We start from the raw sequence: 15,528 nt of genomic DNA, 5'->3' as shown, positions 1-15,528 counted from the left end.
TCTTCTCCCCCTCTTCATTCCATAAAACAAACACCTTAATAGCAGCTATTCACTATTAAGGTGTTTCTATCCTTTTTATTCAAATAACCCCATGCTCAAATAACGTTCACCTGTATCAGGCGCAATACATAAAACTTTTTTACCAGCGCCTAGACGTTTCGCTATCATGATTGCAGCATAAACAGATGCTCCAGAAGACGGCCCAACTAATAATCCCTCTTGTCTAGCTAAGTTTCTCATTGTCGTTAAAGCCTCTTCGTCTGCAATTTGAATAATTTCGTTATACACTTCTGTATTTAAGTTTTTCGGGATAAACCCTGGGCTTGTTCCTACTAGTTTATGAGGACCTGGCACACCACCTGATAAAACGGGTGATCCTTTCGGTTCCACTACTGCAATATATAAGTTTGGTAATTTCTCTTTTAACGTTTCACCAGTCCCTGTAATCGTTCCGCCTGTTCCTGCCGTTGCAACAAAAGCGTCCAGCTCTCCATCCATTTGTTCGTAAATTTCAAGCGCAGTCGTATAACGGTGAATATTCGGATTAGCTGGGTTTTCAAATTGTTGCGGAATAAAACTATTCGGTATTTGCTTTTGCAATTCTAACGCCTTCGCAATTGCTCCTGGCATTCTTTGTTCTGCTGGTGTTAAAACTACTTCTGCTCCGTATGCTTTCAATAAATTAATACGCTCTTTTGACATATTATCTGGCATAATTAAAATCGCTTTATACCCTTTAGCTGCTGCATTCATCGCTAAACCAATCCCTGTATTCCCGCTTGTCGGTTCAATAATTGTATCTCCTGGTTTGATGAGACCATTTTCTTCTGCAACGTGAAGTAAATTATAAGCAGCACGGTCTTTCACACTGCGCGATGGATTAAACATTTCTAGTTTCACATACACATCTGCTGCGTCTTCCGGAATAAATTTAGATAATCGGACGACAGGTGTATCTCCTATTAATTCCGTAACGTTTTCACACAATTTCATAGCGCATCCCCTATTCTATCGTTTTCTTATCACTTGGCAGTAACCATGAAGTGAGTCCAATTAATGGTAGACAACTACATAATAGCATAATAAATTGCAGGCTATATATATCTGCTAATTTCCCAAGAACTACAGCACCTAATGCTCCAAGTCCAAACGCAAGACCTACGATTAATCCTGACACCATTCCCACTTTTCCAGGTACAAGCTCTTGTGCATATACAACAATTACACTAAAACTACTTGAACTAATAAAACCGATACATAAAAATAACGGTACGACCCACACAAGTGAGACATGTGGTAATAACAGTGCAAGTGGCGCTGAACCTAACATTGAAAATACGATGATATTTTTCTTACCAAATCGATCTGCTAACGGTCCTCCGAAGAAAGTTCCTAACACACCAGCAATCATAAATGCGAATACGAAATACTGGGCATTTTTTATAGATAAACCGTAATGCTCTATTAAGTAAAATTGATAGAAATTCCCGATACCAGCACCGTACCAAGAGCGTACAAAAGTAAGAAAAACAAGAAGTATAATAACGAATTTAATGTGTGTACTTACAATTGCATTTTCCGCCTCAAGTGCAGCCCTCTTCTTCCTTCTTACAGCACCGGTTGCTAATTCATTTTTGTACCAATTCGATACGAAAATTAATAATACAATTCCTACTGCTGCAAATGCTGTAAAACCTAATGAACCAATTTGACCGAGTGGAACGAAAATTAGCGCTGTAAAAATAGGAGCTAGAGAATTCCCCGTGTTTCCCCCAACTTGATAAATTGCTTGCGCTAACCCTCGTTTTGCACCTGCCGCCATATACGCAACACGAGCGCCTTCTGGATGAAAGACCGCGGAACCTAAACCAATAAATAAAACAGAAATAATAACAATAATAAAGTTTGGTGCAAACGCGAGTCCAATCATTCCAAGCATACTTGAAAACATGCCGAGTGGTAATAAAAATGGTGACGGCTTCTTATCTGAATACATACCAAACACCGGTTGCATAATCGATGACGTCATATTTAATGCAAACGCAATCCACCCTACTTGCATATAGGATAAATTCATCGTTTTTTCCAAAATAGGAAACAACGCCGGCACAACTGCTTGCATCGAATCATTTAAAAAATGCCCAAAGCTAATCGCAAATAAAATTCGATATATTGTCGGTGTTTCTACAGTTTTTTTGTGTGAAACTGCCTGCATATGTGAATCTCCCCTTTCTGTACAAAATATATATTTATTACAGTAGGTGTAATAAATTCTGACTTTTGAAACATTTCTATTCTATACTGCTTTCATTTCTTTTTCCAGAAATATAACTTAACTCCCGTCATTGGCTTGCATCCTTGTAACTTTCAGCGGTAAAACAGTACAAAAAAAAGACAACCCAATCACATACTGGGTTGCCTCTTACATTAAATTGCAAAATGCTTATACTTCTCGTAATCACTCGTCTTACATTCTATTTGTAATTTGGTACCTTCGTTTTCGTAACTCGTAGATAAAACGTGTGCATGATTATTGAAATACGAAACTACCTGTCCTTGATCATATGGAATTAACATTTCACACTTCGTATATTCTTTATAGATGTGTGAGCCAATCATTTCTACAAGTTCTTCAATTCCAACATGTTTCTTCGCTGATAAATAAACGCGATCTTCTTGCACTTTCGGAATTTCAACATCTACCATATCTGATTTATTATAAGCATAGATCGTTGGAATATTTTCTACTCCAATTTTCTTTAACGTTTCATTTGTAATATCAATTAATTGTTCATAATTTGGATTTGCGTAATCTACAACGTGAATAAGTAGGTCTGCTTCCGCTACTTCTTCTAACGTTGAACGGAACGCCTTCACAAGATGATGTGGTAATTTACTTACAAATCCAACTGTATCTGTTAATAAAAATGATTTATTATCTGGCAAATCAATATTTCGTACAGATGTTTCTAACGTCGCGAATAACATATCTTTTTCAAATACTTGTTTTTCTTCTGTACCATTATAAATTTCAAGCATTGCATTCATCGTCGTTGACTTTCCTGCATTCGTATAACCTACTAATGCTACAACAGGTATTTCATTTTTCTTACGCTGCTTTCGCTGCGTTTGACGCTGGGCAACGAGCGCTTCTAAATCTTTATTCAAAACTGAAATTTGTTCTTCAATTTTACGACGGTCTAACTCTAACTTCTTTTCACCGACACCTTTATTTTTCGTACCAACGCCGCCGCTCTGTCTCCCTAACGATTCACGAAGACCGATTAAACGAGGCATCATATACTGAAGGTGTGCTACTTCTACTTGTAGCTGTGCTTCTTTCGTTTTCGCACGTTGCGCAAAAATATCTAAAATTAAAATGGTACGATCAATTACCTTACAATCTAAATCCTCTTCTAAATTTCGAATTTGTGAAGGAGATAATTCATCATTAAAGATAACCATATTCGCATCTATTTCTTGTACATACGCTGCAACTTCTTCAATCTTTCCTTTTCCGATATAATGCGATGGATTTACTCGTTGTAAATTTTGCATTACTTGCCCAATTACCTCTACATCACAAGCTTCCGCAAGATTTGTTAACTCTTCCATCGAATATGCAAAATCATCTTCATTACCTAAATTTACTCCAACTAAAACTGCTCTTTGTAATACTTCTTCCATATATTTATTCCTCCATTTCGATTACGTAAAATAAAAAACACAGGTCGCTGCCTGTGTTTTCGTAAACGGATAAGGGTTCACCAAAGAAATAGAAGAAAGCTATGCTTTCATCCTATTTTATAGTCAAAAAGTCCCAAGATTGTATACGTATCCACAGTAAGTGTTCACTTATACAATCCCATTCTATTTATAAAGGCAAAACAAAAAGAGGGCGTATTCGTCCCTCCCTCTTTTTCACATATAAGCTTAATAAAGGGTTCCTTTAAAATAGGCAGACCAATCCCGTTCACTCTGTACACAGACAGAGCCTTTGAGCGCTATTCAATTATTGGCACAAAGTATTGAGACGTAATCTGATTAAGATCAAAGGAAGCCCCTCCGTTCATTTTAAGTTACATAAAGTGTAGCATAAGTAATTCGCTTTCACAAGGTTTAACAACCTATATCACACTAAAGAAAATCTTTATATTTTTACTTTAATCGTCATTTTTTGCGAATTTTTCTCACAATAAAAATAACAAAAGCAATTATCAATTTTAGAAACTTCTCGTATATTATTTTTACAGCACTCGCCAAATTCCTTCATAGTAAGTTAAGTATTATCGTTTTAATACAACAAAAATCTTTATTGACATTTTTATAACCTAATATTAGTATCAGGTTATAAAAATAAAAGTTAGGAGATGTTCCTATGCATTCTAAATCTCGTATTACTGCAATTGGTACTTATGTTCCAGATCAAATATTGTCTAATAACGATTTAGAAAAGATGGTCCATACGAATGATGAATGGATTGTACAAAGAACAGGAATGAAGGAAAGAAGAATCGCTAGCGACGAAGAATACTCCTCAAACTTAGCCATTAAAGCAATTGAAAATTTATGTACAACATATAAGAAAAACTTAGAAGATGTCGACTGTATCATTGTCGCTACTACTACTGCTGATTACGTTTTCCCTAGTGTTGCTTGCCAAATACAACAATACTTCAACATACCTCATACACTAGCTTTTGATTTAAATGCAACTTGTGCTGGTTTTACATATGGACTACACATCGGTAATAGCTTAATCACTTCTGGATCACATGAAAAAGTACTTGTCGTAGCGACAGAGACATTATCTAAAGTTACTGATTATACCGATAGAACGACCTGTATTTTATTCGGTGATGGTGCTGGAGCTATTTTATTAGAAAGAGATGAAAACACCCAAAGCTTTATCGCTGCTCACATGGGAACAAACGGTGATGGCGGCATTCATCTATATAGAACAAACTTATCTACTACTATGAATGGCACACCACTGCAAACAAATGAAAAAATCGTTCAAAATGGAAGAGAAGTATATAAATGGGCAACACGCACAGTACCAAAAGGCATAAAAAATTTATTACATACCGTAAATATGCAAGTAGATGATATAGACTGGTTCATACCCCACAGCGCTAACTTACGAATGATCGAATCTATTTGCGAAAAATCTCAAATTCCAATACAAAAAACATTAACGAGCGTGGAATATATGGGGAATACCTCTTCAGTCACCATTCCACTCGCTTTAAATTTAGCTATAAAAGAAGGGAAATTAAATAACGGAGACACACTTTTACTATACGGATTTGGTGGCGGACTTACGCATTTAGGGCTTATTGTAGAGTGGAATTTAATTTAAGTGTATAAAAAGAGGCTCTAGTCAGTAACTAGAACCTCTTTTTCATTTAATTTCTTGCCCCTTTTCGAGACCATATCACAACAGGAATAAGTAATAACGCTAACACCCCTCCAGCCAATGACAATGCCGCATAACTTGAATTCGCTACTACCATACCTGACATTGCTCCACCAGAAGCTCCAGCTAGCGCAATAAAAACATCTATTTTCCCTTGTGTTTTAGCACGTGTAGACGGTGTTGTGGAATCAACGATTTGTGCTGTACCACTTATCAATCCGAGGTTCCATCCTAGCCCAAGTAAAGACAGAGCAACGATTAATAATAATAAAGAATTACTTGGCGCTATCGCAGCTATGACACCCGCTGCAAGTAAAATCACTCCACCAGCTATGCTCATTGTAGTTCGGCCAATTTTATCAATTAACATTCCTGTAACGAGAGATGGAAGATACATTGCACCTACATGAAAACCTATCACAAGTCCTACTGCACTTAAACCGTGACCGTGGTGTCCCATATGAACTGGCGTCATCGTCATAATCGCAACCATCACTATTTGCGTAAGTATCATTACGGTTGCTCCAACTGTAATACCTCGTTTATTTTCTTTCGCTTCTTCTGTTATTGGTTGTCCTTTATATGTATGTTCCTGTTTATATCTTTCTATAATGTTAGCAATAATCAAAGGATCTGGACGAAGCATAACAAAAAGAACTAGACCCGCCAGTATAAATGCTGCTGCCGATAGTATGAACGGACCTGCAAGTTTAGGAACTCCAATTGAATGAGCAAAACTTCCCATTACCCCTACTAAATTTGGTCCTGCAACTGCACCGAAAGTCGTCATTACCATCGTAATACTAACAGCCGTTGCTCTCTGCTTCTTATCTGCTAAATCTGTACCTGCATAACGAGCTTGTAGATTCGTGGCTGTACCGGCACCATATATGAGTAAAGAAATAAGTAAAAGAATAATGCTGTTCGTTAAAGCTGCCATTACAACACCAATTGCTCCAAATCCGCCTACTATAAACCCTGTTGCAAGACCTATCCGGCGTCCATATCGTTGCGAAAGCTTCCCTACTATGAAAGCTGCTAATGCCGATCCTAATGTAAACATAGCAGTTGGTAATCCTGCAAATGCATCTGTTCCAAGCATTTGCTGCGCAAGAAGTGCTCCCACTGTAATACCAGCAGCTAGTCCTGCACCGCCAAACATTTGTGAAATGCTGACGATTATTAACGTTCGTTTGTATAGTTTTTGTTGCTCTTCTTCTGTGTACACATGATTATCTATTAAAGCCCCTGCCTTATCTAGCAATTCCCCATCCTCCTTTTAAAATTAATCCCTCTTGTTAATGTACTATGTATAACGTTACATATTCAATGGCATTTTCCACTCATCCCTTTCATTCTAAAAAACTTTCTAATCATACTCGACTTATCCCATGCTATATTAAAAATACTACTATTCACAATATGCAAGGAGAAAACAATGAAAAAAACAGGCTGCTATAGCCTGTTTTTCTTTACGCTTCTTCTACTAATCTTCCCCTTCTCTTTTTACTCAAAGCTTTCCCTTCCCAAAACAACAAACTTACGAAAGCACAAATTAAAATAATTGGCACACTTGCTTTATATAAATCTGTAAAACTCATAGCCATCTGATTCTTGGCATAATGATTCACATCATTTGAAAATGTGAGTACCTCTTTCTTTATACTTTCCTCTTGTTTTTCAACTTCTTTTGTCACTTGCCTCATAACTTCTTCTCTTTTTACATCTCTATATTCTACTGGAACTTTTCTTAATATTTCATCCGTCTTGTCGCGAATCAATTCTTCCTTTTTCTCTTTACTTAATCCCATTGTCATTGCATTTTGTTTCTTATTTATATTCGACTCTAAACTTTGATTCTCTATTTTCTCTTTAGTCATTTGTAAAATTTCAGTTTGCTCAGTACTATTCACATGAATAGTACGCACCTTTTCTTCTGCATAACGATATACTTTTTCTTTATTTACAGTTAAATTGTGAGTTAAGTTAGAGACAAATATTGCGACTGCCAATACAATTCCGACTTGTCGTAACATTGATACAACACTTTGAGAAGCAGTTAACAATTCTCCTTCAAACGAAGACGCACTTAAAACTGTAATTGGCCCCACTACTAAACCATATCCAACACCTAATATCATACATGGAATAATAATTTCTATATTTGTTGAATTAACATCAATCATTTGCAACCAATAGTAGGAAAGCCCCATAATAAGAAATCCTGACAAAATAATAGTTACTTTTCCGAGTTTTTTAATTAAAGTTGCTGCAACTGGTGAGACAAAAAATATCATTGCTGAAATAGGTGTCACTAAAAAAGCCGCTTCAATTTCCGTTCGACCTTGTAGTTTCGTCAAGAACGTTGGAAGCAATACAGTAACTCCAATTAAAAATAAATTACTTAATATAACAACGATAGACGCTCCGACAAACATTCGATCTTGAAATAACTTTAAATTCACCATTGGATTATGAATCTTTCGTTCTACTAAAACAAATAGAATAAGAGAAATAGTGCTAATTGCATAACAAGACAAAGCCAATATTACTTTGCCATCCCCATGTATTACCTTTTACTAATATGAGAGTAAATGAAAAAATTGCTGTGCTACTTAATAGTAGTCCTATCCAATCTATTTTTGAAATAATACGTTCTTCATTTTTTATTTGTAGCATGATGCAACATAACACGATTCCTATTATACAAACCGGAACATTAACGAAGAACACCCATCTCCATCCTAAATTTTGCGCAATAATTCCACCTATTACTGGTCCCATAGCAGCTGACAATCCTTGTGTTACTCCTAAAATCGCAAGCGCAACATGCCTTTTAGCTAATGGCATAGCTGATACACCAATTACCATACTTGTTGGAAATAAAATCGCTGCCCCAATACTTTGTATAAAACGAGAAAAAATAAGAAAATCACCTGTATTAGCAAAAGCGCAAAGTACCGATCCACCACCAAAAATCACCAGACCAAGAATATACATCTTTACTTTTCCAAAGATATCAGCTATCCGCCCTAACGGAATGGCAAGTACTGCAATCGTCATTGTATAAACATTTAATACCCAAGACATCTTTTCTAACGAAGTATTTACACTCGATTGTATTGCCGGTAAAGCTATATTCATAATTGTCGTATCAATCATACAAAGAAAGATACCTAGACACATTAAAAAGACAATCTTAATACCCTTTGATTGCTCCATCTTTATATACCCCTTTATTTATTGTGAACGCGTTTTTCATTCTTCTGTTTTATTGTTTTCTTTCGCCTCTAACTCTTCTAATTTTTTCTTCAAAGTCTCCACTTGTGCACTATACGATGCAATACCTACATCTAGTGAAATTTCTTCGACGAAAGTAATACCTACTCTCCACTTTTCATATTTCAATCGAAGATCTGCAATGTACGCTTCTTTTCTTTCAATTTCATCTTTAATCCATTTTTTTATTGTTACATCATCACTATAGTTACCAAAATACATTCTCATTAAAAAATCCGAACGTAAAACATCCTTCTCTACAGGTGTCTGCATGTATTGATAAAATTCTTCACGCCCCTCATCTGTAATAAAGTACATTTTCTTATTCGGTTTTCCCTCTTGCATGACAACCTCTTTTTTTATTTTCCCTTCATTCTCCAATTGTCGTAACGTTGGATAAATCATTCCAAAACTTCCATCAAAAAAATGAGTAAATACGTCTTCAAACACAATTTTAATATCGTAACCAGACAATTCCTTTTCCATTAATAAACCTAAAACAACATCTCTTCCCTTCAAAGTAAAACCCCCACATAGTATATAATCAATAATCATATTAACAACGTTAATATGATTATTGATTATATACCTTATTCTGTTAATTGTAAAATGTTTCTAAATAAAAAAGCCCCATAATTTGGTTTCACCAATTCACAGGACCATTTTCTTTTTTACTCTTTAACACCTACATCTTGCAAAACTTCAATATCCTCTTTCATTTCATAATAATAAGAAGGCAATTCTATACCATGTTCTAAGAAATAATCCTCAATGAATGAAATAATGATTTTTAACGTTTTCACACGGGCATACAATTTATCGTTACTTTCAATAATATGCCACTTCGCATTTGGCTTACTTGTTTTTTCAAACATGTCTTCCATTGCTTCAACATATTCATCCCATTTTTCACGATTACGCCAATCTTCGTCTGTAATTTTCCATCTTTTCAAAGGATTTTTCTCTCTATCTTTAAATCTCTTTAACTGTTCCTCTTTACTTATATGATAGAAGAACTTCCCTATTATGTAATGGTCATCTGTTAGTAGTTTTTCAAAATCATTAATCTCATCATATGCTCTCATCCACTCTTCCTTTGTAGCAAAACCTTCAACACGCTCAACTAACACACGACCGTACCATGAGCGATCAAAAATAGTAATTTGCCCGTACTGTGGAATTTTACGCCAGAAACGTTGCAAATAATGGTAACGTTTTTCATGAGGTGCAGGCGCTCCAATTGGATCTACTTGGAACCCACGTGGGTCAAGATGTTCCGTCACCCGCTTAATTGCCCCACCTTTACCAGCCGCATCCCATCCTTCCATAACAAGCATAACCGCGATTTTTTCTTCTTTCAAAATTTGTTGTAATGCTAATAAGCGCCTTTGATATTTTTCTAATTTCTTATTGTACTTAGATTTTGATTCAATTTTTTTCGTTAAGTCTACTTTAGCAAGATGTCCATTTTCCATAAAACAAATCCCCCTTGTTGTATGACAATGTTATTTTAACATATTTTTGGTAATTTTTTCATATCCTAAATAGCTGTGTAGAAACATCTCTACACAGCTTCCCTCTCTAATTTCACATATACAAGCACATTTAACTACATTAAAATAAATGTTTTATACTGAATTATCAGTATATTCTTTTTATTAAAACGTAAAAATAGCCCTTTTAAAAAGGGCAGTAATCTAAGTATAGAAAAAACAAATTTATTCTTTCTTACTTCATACGTAATTATGCTAGCTATAAGAGTAGTGAATAAGATTTTGATTCACTACTCACAACAACCACTTTACATTATATGGTATATTAACTCGTAAAAAGAAGATAATAACAAGTAAATCCATTAAAGAATGGGAGCTCTAAAAAAAATGAAACGAAAAATATTAACTCTCTTTACGCTTATATGTTTAGCACTACCAATGCAAGCTAGTGCTTACACATTTCAGTCACTGCCGATTGCGTCAAAGTCTAAACAATGGTATGTCGAAATTGATAAATCCCATAATCCAAACAAGCAAGCAATCCAGCCAAAACAAGGTGTATTTGATACGTATAGTTTACTCGTAAAAAACATCGGTCATGATGTATCAAATGTATCTGTGGAAATACTTGATAACAATCCTACCTCTAAAGCTACCTTTAAACCTACTACACCTAATGAAAATATTTCTAAAAGTCATACAAGCTTTGACTACATGGTATTCCCATTAGACTTTAATAGTCATAATTTTAAAGTTGTGATCACTTGGGAAGAAAAGAATTTCTCTTATAACGGCCATCCGGTAAATGAAGGTAAAAAAATGAAAGAAACATTTGTATTTAATGAAGACTAATTCCTAATTTCTTTAGGGCTTAGTCTTCATTTTTGAAACCTGCTTGTATCGCTTCCGTCACTTCTTTTGTGATTTCTAATTTTGTTGCTTCCATACTAATCTTTTTGTGCCAAATATGTATGGACGGTTTTTCATTACAAAGATGTTTTATTAATACTAATTGATTATATGCTAAGTTATTTTCTATTTTGGTAGCGATATAGACTGTAAAATTTTTCGCTTCAATGACCTTTTCTTCCAAAATATATTTACTCTCTAATTGCCTTGTTACTATATCTTTCAAGTTTTCTATAGTCATGCATATCGCCCTCTTTTCCCATATAATCAATTAAATCGACGAATACTCGGTACAGACAATGCGATTCCAATTGTTAAAATTACTAAACTAGCTAGTGTTATAATAGTTATCTCGCCACCTATGACAGTAGCTAACCAGCCTACAACTACGTATCCTAATGGCAATAAAGCAAAAGAACCCAACATATCAAGGCTTGCCACTCTTCCGAATGCTTCTTCTGGTACAAGCTCCTGTAAACTCGTTTCCCAAATGAGTCCAAATATCATCATGCCAAATCCTTCAATTGCCATTAAGAATATTAAAGCGGGTGCCCAAGAAATGAATGGCATAATTAATAAAGCAATGCCACTCATTAAAACACCTCCATAAGCCAGTAATCCTCTTTTATGCCACAGCTCTTTCCCACCAAATATTAATGCGGCAATTACAGCCCCACCACCAGAAAAGGCCATGCCAAGTCCATACACGTAAGCTTCAAAATGATGATGAACATTAAATAACCATGGAATTAATACGACGATAATGCCGGCATAACAAATATTTATAAAAGAAAAAACTAAAATTGTAATCCACAGCCACGGATGACTTTTTAAAACTAAAACACCTTCCATAAACTCTTGTTTGTAATTAAGCTTACTCTTTTCAATGGGTTTTACTTTTTTAAACTTAATTTCTTTTAAAAATAATAAACATAAAAATGATAATAAGTAGGTTGCTGCATCTAGTCCGAAACCTATCCCTGCAGATGCAACCGATACGATTAACCCACCAAGTGCTGGCCCAATTAATCGTATACCTTGATTACTCATTTGAGTGAGTGCGTTAGCTGCATTACGAATTTCAGGGACGAATACTTTCGCCCTTACAGCAGAATATGCTGGTTGGAATATCCCTTCCATAAGCCCGTATATGGCAACGAGAATATATAAAATCGTAATTGTTAATAAATCCATAAATATAAGCGATGCAAGTAATAGCATTAATATACAGCGGATTATATCCGTAAATAACATTAACCTAACCCGATCAATTCGGTCTACAATTAAACCCGCAAACGGTAAAGCAAGAATATTAGGTAGCATGTACATTGCCATCGTCATCCCCATTACAACTGTTGAACCAGTTAATGAATACACAACAACTGGAAGTATGACCATAGTTATCGAACTACCTAAGGCCGAGAGTAATTGTCCAATCCATAAAAACTTAAAGTGCGTTGATACTTTAACTGGTAATAATAATTTTCCAATATAACCTAAACTTTTCTCCTTTTGTATTTCCCCTTGCATGTCTCTCCCCTCTTTTCAAATGACTATAGAATACATAATATATGACTGAAAATTTATAATATTATATTTCTAATTATATAAGAAACAATTATGTTATGGTAAAATTATCAAAAAAATACAAAGGAGAATACATCATTATGCCTCTAAATTCACATAACATCGAACACCAGATCTATACAATGTGTATGATCCAGCGCAACAATGAAGTTTTACTCATAAAACGCCCCAACCATCGAGGTTTCCCTGGCTACATCGCTCCTGGCGGCAAAGTAGATTTCCCCGAAAGTATCGTTCAAGCCGCTATAAGGGAAGTAAAAGAAGAAACCGGATTACTTGTTTCGGATTTAATTTTTAAGGGATTAGATGAATATGTAAATCCGAAAGGGAATGTTCGGTACATGGTATTCAACTACTGGACAGACTCATTTGAAGGTGAATTTCTTTTGAACCCTCCTGAGGGCGAATTATTATGGATACCAATTGATACAGCACTAAAGCTTCCTATGCAAGATTGGTTTAAAGAAAGATTCCCATTATTTTTTGAAACAGGCACTTTTGAAATTCAACGTGTTTGGGATAATGAGCTAGATAAACAAGTTGCTATAACAATTACACATACGTAAAAAAGCTTGGAATTTTTCCAAGCTTTTCTTACTTCTCCTCTACTTTCTTAATCCTATAATCAATTTCTAAAAACTCAACTCCAAATATCCACATTCTATGATTAGCTTCTAGTATATGATCCGTGCGCTCTTTTATAATAAAAGTCTCTGCTAATGGTAAACGGATTGTTAAGAACCGAGTATGTAAATAAATCCCCTCATCTCCCTGACCATTTTCTCTTAACTTACTAGTAATGATTAAATCATGACTATCATTATATAGTTTCAAAATACCAGTCATATTCGAATAAGGTAAAGGTAAGGCGATATTCATATATGTCTCATTCTTATTTGTATGCTTTGAATAAAGAGCTACAAAAATAGATTCACCTGCTTCATTTTTCCTTATCCAAGCCCTTACATTCTCTCTTCCATCTTTCTCATCTATTACACTAATGATAGAGCCATGCATCGTTTCCCAATTGCCGCCCATCCCTAAATGTATTTGTTCTACACGCTTACTCATTTTCTCATAGCAAAGTGCTAACGGACGGAACCAACGAGTCCATTTAATATTCGATTGCAATTCATACTCTGCTGTATTTTCATAAAAATGAATCATACTTAAAGGAACCTTCGTCACATCAAATGCCTCACTATGAAAGTCATTTACTTTATCGACTAAACCGTTGTATTCCTTACTGTCTACTAAATTGCTGCTATATAAATAAGCCTCACCAATTGCCACATTTCCTCTTAACTTACTCATTGGTTTCCCATAGTATTTATAATTCGGAACACTCTTTTCAATCACCCAGCCGATAAATGCCGGTAAAGCTACTCCAATTCCGTTGACAACACCATGAATCCAAACCATTTGAGCAATTGTAATCGTCATTACATGCTTCAAATTTCCATATGAATATATAAGTGAGAACATAATTGTAACCATGAATGTACTAGACGAAACGATTAGAAGAATCTTTGCACTGATAGCATTAAATTTTGCTCTCCAAACGTAAAATCCATACCCATAAATTGCACATAAATATAGGAACACTGCAAAAAATTCAAATATTCTTGAGTATGTAATTCCTATTGCAACTGTCATAGGTGAAATCATGATGATAAACATAATAGCATCATACACTTTACTTCTCTTTTCTCTTTTTCTCCCTATTAAACCAGCTGATAATGGCAATAGAAACGCCGAATAATGAAAATGTGCAGCTGTGAGTAAAACAATGTCAGAGCTAAAATGCATAATTGAAAGTTTTGCTACTGAAGCAGAAAACCAAAAACCACCTAAAAACAAATAAATAAACGCACTATCTATGGCGATCTCTTCTAACGGCTTCCATCCTCTTTCTAGCAATCTACTTACACCAAATAACGCAACAATTCCTGTATATACAAACCAAACTAGCGCAAATAAATAGTGATTTGTGACGAAAGCTAGCATTGCACAAATTGCTGCGATTGGATATAAAAATGATACGGATTTATAAAATAATAATTGCGATCCATCTCTTTTTCTTTTATCAATAATACAAAATGACATTGGTATAAATAATAAAACAGATAATAATATAATTGCTTCAACAGGATTTATATTCGACCACTCACATATTAGAAAAACAACATAACAAGCAAGCCCAAATATTATATTTTTCATATCGTTTATTCCCTTTCCACAAATGTTCCCTTATATGAAAAAAGCGAACCAATTAACGGGTTTCGTACTTGTACATGAATTCGAAAACACTGAAGTGTTTCATCATAACTTTCAACAATTTTTGCCTCACCATACAAAAATTTTGGTAACGGCATTTTTCTTCCAAACATATAAAACCATTGTTTCTTTGAAGAAATATGCATTGCCCCTAACTCATCGATATGAAAATGCAGTGTAGAAACGAGTAAATGTGGTTCACCAAAATAATCTACAATTTCATTTTCGTTTTCATCAAACTGCATAACTGCATTAAAATATCTTTTCTTATTATGAAAATAAAAAGTACGGTTCCACCTTACTAATTCTTGTCCATATTCATCTCGCTCAGCTATGTTTTGTATCGTAAATGGAATTTCCTCTCCTCGTTCCGAGAAAAACATTCGAAACTTCGATGCAATTTTCAATATAAATTTCACGAAAAAAGAGCCACCGTAAATTTCATCCATCTTTCCTTCCCCTGTAAAACTATTCTCTTCTGTAATCGCATAACGCTTCTGCAATTCAGGATGAAGATTTTTATAGGTATCCCCTAATAATCGTTCATACATATTAGCCATATAC

At 34.9% G+C, this 15,528-nt stretch carries 13 protein-coding genes and 1 pseudogene; 3 read left to right on the top strand and 11 right to left on the bottom strand.

What is annotated here, in order from left to right; genetic code table 11:
- Window positions 1–75: 75 nt before the first annotated feature.
- From cysK to hflX, 3 genes are all read right to left on the bottom strand, one after another.
- The gene (gene cysK / locus AC1Q8M_RS05165) at window positions 76–993 is read right to left on the bottom strand and encodes a cysteine synthase A (protein ID WP_000762271.1); all 918 of its coding nucleotides are present in this window, start codon (window positions 991–993) and stop codon (window positions 76–78) included.
- Window positions 994–1,003: 10 nt separating this feature from the next.
- Complete coding sequence (locus AC1Q8M_RS05160) at window positions 1,004–2,215, bottom strand: MFS transporter (RefSeq protein ID WP_001149399.1); 1,212 nt, start codon at window positions 2,213–2,215, stop codon at window positions 1,004–1,006.
- Between the two features lie 212 nt (window positions 2,216–2,427).
- Window positions 2,428–3,687, bottom strand: coding sequence for a GTPase HflX (gene hflX / locus AC1Q8M_RS05155; protein WP_000393275.1), 1,260 nt, complete (start codon window positions 3,685–3,687; stop codon window positions 2,428–2,430).
- Window positions 3,688–4,378: 691 nt separating this feature from the next.
- Here hflX and AC1Q8M_RS05150 point away from each other — a divergent pair.
- Window positions 4,379–5,362: a ketoacyl-ACP synthase III gene (locus AC1Q8M_RS05150; RefSeq protein ID WP_090976140.1), complete on the top strand. Its 984-nt coding sequence runs from the start codon at window positions 4,379–4,381 to the stop codon at window positions 5,360–5,362.
- Window positions 5,363–5,408: 46 nt separating this feature from the next.
- Here the strand turns inward: AC1Q8M_RS05150 and AC1Q8M_RS05145 are convergent, their stop codons facing one another.
- From AC1Q8M_RS05145 to AC1Q8M_RS05130, 4 genes and pseudogenes are all read right to left on the bottom strand, one after another.
- Window positions 5,409–6,683, bottom strand: coding sequence for an MFS transporter (locus AC1Q8M_RS05145; RefSeq protein ID WP_097846321.1), 1,275 nt, complete (start codon window positions 6,681–6,683; stop codon window positions 5,409–5,411).
- Between the two features lie 208 nt (window positions 6,684–6,891).
- A pseudogene (locus tag AC1Q8M_RS05140) lies at window positions 6,892–8,641 on the bottom strand (MDR family MFS transporter).
- Window positions 8,642–8,677: 36 nt separating this feature from the next.
- Window positions 8,678–9,217 carry a PadR family transcriptional regulator gene (locus tag AC1Q8M_RS05135; RefSeq protein WP_000678333.1) on the bottom strand — a complete coding sequence of 180 codons (540 nt, stop codon included), beginning with the start codon at window positions 9,215–9,217 and terminating at the stop codon, window positions 8,678–8,680.
- 152 nt (window positions 9,218–9,369) lie between these two features.
- Entirely contained in the window at window positions 9,370–10,173 is an 804-nt protein-coding gene (locus AC1Q8M_RS05130) for a polyphosphate kinase 2 family protein (protein WP_000427312.1), read from the bottom strand.
- Between the two features lie 405 nt (window positions 10,174–10,578).
- On the opposite strand from AC1Q8M_RS05130, the gene AC1Q8M_RS05125 reads away from it, so the two are divergent.
- Window positions 10,579–11,043 (top strand): YozF family protein, encoded by a 465-nt coding sequence (locus AC1Q8M_RS05125; RefSeq protein ID WP_098360932.1) that lies wholly within the window; start codon window positions 10,579–10,581, stop codon window positions 11,041–11,043.
- A 19-nt stretch (window positions 11,044–11,062) separates the two neighbouring features.
- On the opposite strand, the gene AC1Q8M_RS05120 is transcribed toward AC1Q8M_RS05125, so the two are convergent.
- Together AC1Q8M_RS05120 and AC1Q8M_RS05115 are read right to left on the bottom strand one after the other, a co-directional pair.
- Entirely contained in the window at window positions 11,063–11,341 is a 279-nt protein-coding gene (locus AC1Q8M_RS05120; protein ID WP_098365961.1) for a hypothetical protein, read from the bottom strand.
- 26 nt (window positions 11,342–11,367) lie between these two features.
- Window positions 11,368–12,630 carry an MFS transporter gene (locus AC1Q8M_RS05115; protein ID WP_001161164.1) on the bottom strand — a complete coding sequence of 421 codons (1,263 nt, stop codon included), beginning with the start codon at window positions 12,628–12,630 and terminating at the stop codon, window positions 11,368–11,370.
- A 137-nt stretch (window positions 12,631–12,767) separates the two neighbouring features.
- Between AC1Q8M_RS05115 and AC1Q8M_RS05110 the strand changes: the two genes are divergently transcribed.
- Window positions 12,768–13,253 carry an 8-oxo-dGTP diphosphatase gene (locus AC1Q8M_RS05110; protein WP_098281005.1) on the top strand — a complete coding sequence of 162 codons (486 nt, stop codon included), beginning with the start codon at window positions 12,768–12,770 and terminating at the stop codon, window positions 13,251–13,253.
- A gap of 28 nt (window positions 13,254–13,281) precedes the next feature.
- On the opposite strand, the gene AC1Q8M_RS05105 is transcribed toward AC1Q8M_RS05110, so the two are convergent.
- Together AC1Q8M_RS05105 and AC1Q8M_RS05100 are read right to left on the bottom strand one after the other, a co-directional pair.
- Entirely contained in the window at window positions 13,282–14,907 is a 1,626-nt protein-coding gene (locus AC1Q8M_RS05105) for a YndJ family protein (protein ID WP_098360930.1), read from the bottom strand.
- A gap of 5 nt (window positions 14,908–14,912) precedes the next feature.
- Entirely contained in the window at window positions 14,913–15,524 is a 612-nt protein-coding gene (locus AC1Q8M_RS05100; protein ID WP_000002647.1) for a DUF4166 domain-containing protein, read from the bottom strand.
- Between the last annotated feature and the right edge of the window lie 4 nt (window positions 15,525–15,528).

This window comes from Bacillus sp. GW823-FHT06A10 (assembly GCF_058795375.1).
This window is presented reverse-complemented; position numbering and strand designations above follow the sequence as displayed.

What these genes read in the sequence shown, in the direction of transcription:
- AC1Q8M_RS05130 (WP_000427312.1), bottom strand. Translation starts at nt 10,173, where the DNA reads ATGGAAAATGGACATCTTGCTAAAGTAGACTTAACGAAAAAAATTGAA.
- AC1Q8M_RS05150 (WP_090976140.1), top strand. Translation starts at nt 4,379, where the DNA reads ATGCATTCTAAATCTCGTATTACTGCAATTGGTACTTATGTTCCAGAT.
- AC1Q8M_RS05110 (WP_098281005.1), top strand. Translation starts at nt 12,768, where the DNA reads ATGCCTCTAAATTCACATAACATCGAACACCAGATCTATACAATGTGT.
- cysK (WP_000762271.1), bottom strand. Translation starts at nt 993, where the DNA reads ATGAAATTGTGTGAAAACGTTACGGAATTAATAGGAGATACACCTGTC.
- AC1Q8M_RS05160 (WP_001149399.1), bottom strand. Translation starts at nt 2,215, where the DNA reads ATGCAGGCAGTTTCACACAAAAAAACTGTAGAAACACCGACAATATAT.
- AC1Q8M_RS05125 (WP_098360932.1), top strand. Translation starts at nt 10,579, where the DNA reads ATGAAACGAAAAATATTAACTCTCTTTACGCTTATATGTTTAGCACTA.
- AC1Q8M_RS05120 (WP_098365961.1), bottom strand. Translation starts at nt 11,341, where the DNA reads ATGACTATAGAAAACTTGAAAGATATAGTAACAAGGCAATTAGAGAGT.
- AC1Q8M_RS05105 (WP_098360930.1), bottom strand. Translation starts at nt 14,907, where the DNA reads ATGAAAAATATAATATTTGGGCTTGCTTGTTATGTTGTTTTTCTAATA.
- AC1Q8M_RS05115 (WP_001161164.1), bottom strand. Translation starts at nt 12,630, where the DNA reads ATGCAAGGGGAAATACAAAAGGAGAAAAGTTTAGGTTATATTGGAAAA.
- hflX (WP_000393275.1), bottom strand. Translation starts at nt 3,687, where the DNA reads ATGGAAGAAGTATTACAAAGAGCAGTTTTAGTTGGAGTAAATTTAGGT.
- AC1Q8M_RS05100 (WP_000002647.1), bottom strand. Translation starts at nt 15,524, where the DNA reads ATGGCTAATATGTATGAACGATTATTAGGGGATACCTATAAAAATCTT.